Raw genomic sequence first — 2,474 nt, forward strand, 5'->3', positions numbered from 1 at the left:
ACCTCAGCCCATGACGTGCAGCTGCCGCGCCGCCTCCGCGAGGGAGCCGGACAGCGACGGTGCTGACGGCGGTGGCGCCCGCGCCCGGGGCGCACGTCCTGGAGCCGGTGCTCGCGACGGTGGGGCCGGGCGCCGGGCGGGAGTGAGGTCCGGCGCGGGGGTGGAGCCCCGCGCCGAGCGGGTGGCCGCCGCCGGGTGCGGCGGGCGGGGTGGACGAGAGCGGGAGTGGGAACGAGCGTGGCGAACCTGGTCAACGCCGAGGCGGTGCGCGTCGTGCACGGCTCGCGGGCCGTGCTGGACGGCATCTCCCTCGGGATCGGCGAGGGCGAGCGGATCGGCGTCGTGGGCCGCAACGGCGACGGCAAGTCCACCCTGCTGCGGGTGCTGGCGCGCCGGCAGGAGCCCGACGCCGGGCGCGTCACGCACACCGGCGGCCTGCGGCTGGGGATGCTCGACCAGGCCGACGTGCTGCCGCCGGGCACGACGGTGCGCCAGGCGGTGCTGGGCGGTGCCGCCGAGCACGAGTGGGCCTCCCGCCCGGCGGTGCGCGACGTGCTGGTGGGGCTGCTGGGCGGGCTCGACGCCCGCGACGTGGGCGGTCTGGACGTGCCCGTGGGGCGGTTGTCCGGCGGGCAGCGCCGCCGGGTGGCGCTGGCGGGTCTGCTGGTCGCCGACGACGACCTGCTCGTGCTCGACGAGCCCACCAACCACCTCGACGTGGAGGGCGTGGCGTGGCTGGCGGAGCACGTCCGCTCCCGCTGGGCGGCCGGGCAGGGTGGCCTGGTGGTCGTCACGCACGACCGCTGGTTCCTCGACGCCGTGTGCACCCGGGTGTGGGAGGTGCACGACGGGGTCGTCGACGCCTACGACGGCGGGTACGCCGCCTACGTCCTCACCCGCGCCGAGCGCGCCCGCGTGGCGGCGGTGACCGAGGAGCGGCGGCAGAACCTGCTGCGCAAGGAGCTGGCCTGGCTGCGCCGGGGTGCGCCGGCGCGCACGAGCAAGCCGCGCTTCCGCATCGAGGCGGCCAGCGCCCTCATCGCCGACGAGCCGCCGCCGCGCGACGACGTGGCGCTGGCGCGGATGGCGACGGCGCGCCTGGGCAAGCAGGTCTTCGACCTGGAGGGCGTCACCCTCGCCCGCGGTCGCGACGAGGAGCGGCGGGTGCTGCTGCGGGACGTGACGTGGCGGCTGGGGCCCGGGGACCGGATCGGCGTGGTCGGTGTCAACGGATCGGGCAAGTCGAGCCTGCTGGGCCTGCTCACCGGTGCGGTCCAGCCGGACGCCGGCACGGTGCGCCGGGGCAGCACGGTGGTCCTCGCGCAGCTGTCGCAGGAGGTCCGCGAGCTCGACGAGGTGGCCGACCTGCGCGCCCTGGAGGCGGTGCAGCGGGTGAGCCGCCACGTGCGCCTGGGGGACCGCGACGTGCCGGCGGGGCAGCTGCTGGAGCGGCTGGGGTTCACGGCGCAGCGGCAGTGGACGCTGGTGGCCGACCTCTCCGGCGGGGAGCGCCGCCGGCTGCAGCTGCTGCGGCTGCTCATGGCCGAGCCGAACGTGCTGCTGCTGGACGAGCCGACGAACGACCTGGACACCGACACCCTGGCCGCCGTGGAGGACGTGCTGGACGGCTGGCCGGGGACCCTCGTGGTCGTCAGCCACGACCGCTACCTGCTGGAGCGGGTCACCGACCGGCAGGTGGCGCTGCTGGGCGACGGGCGCGTCCGCGACCTGCCGGGCGGGGTGGAGGAGTACCTGCGGCTGCGCGCGGAGGCGGCCGCCGGGCGGGTCGGGGCGCCCGCGGGCACCGGGCGGCCATCCGGTGCAGGTGCAGGTGCAGGTGCAGGTGCGGGTGCCGGTGCGGGGGCCGCGGCGGGTGCCGGTGGTGCCGCCGGCGCCGCGGAGGTGCGCTCGGCGCGCAAGGAGATGACGCGCCTGGAGCGGCAGCTGGAGCGGGTGGCGGCGGAGGAGGAGCGGCTGCACGCCGAGCTGGTGGAGCGGGCCACGGACCACTCCGCCGTCAGCGCCCTCGACTCCCGGCTGCGCGAGCTGCTGGCGCAGCGGGAGGAGCTGGAGGCGGCGTGGCTGGAGGCGGCCGAGCTCGCCGGCTGATCCGCAGGCCGCCGCGGACCGCACATCACCACCCAACGTAGTCGCAATCCGCCACACGGTGAAGGGGGTCGGTGCGAACGGGTGAGGCTGGCTACGGGCCGTGCGGCAGACGGGTCCAGGGCTTGCGACGTTCGGGTGATCCTCCCCTACTCTGAGACGCGCAGCGGGGGCCGTCGGGGGGATGAGCCACCGCTCCGGCCACCGGCCGCCCAGGCGGCCACCGGTGGGTCGGTCACCGCGTCCAGGGGGGACACTTGGCGATCAGCAGCACGTCCGCGAGGAACGAACGGGCGAGCGCGCCGCCGCGGCCGCCGGCCGTGACGGCCGGGTCGGAGGCCGCGGGGACCCGCTCGCCGCGGACCGGC

1 protein-coding gene is annotated in these 2,474 nt (G+C 77.3%); it reads left to right on the forward strand.

Translation table 11 applies throughout. The features are described from left to right. Positions 1–237: 237 nt before the first annotated feature. Positions 238–2,109: an ABC-F family ATP-binding cassette domain-containing protein gene (locus ABEB16_RS20990; RefSeq protein WP_345714126.1), complete on the forward strand. Its 1,872-nt coding sequence runs from the start codon at positions 238–240 to the stop codon at positions 2,107–2,109. Positions 2,110–2,474: the final 365 nt, after the last annotated feature.

The sequence above is a fragment of the Kineococcus glutinatus genome, from assembly GCF_039542765.1.
In the GTDB taxonomy this organism is placed as follows: Bacteria; Actinomycetota; Actinomycetes; order Actinomycetales; family Kineococcaceae; genus Kineococcus_A; species Kineococcus_A glutinatus.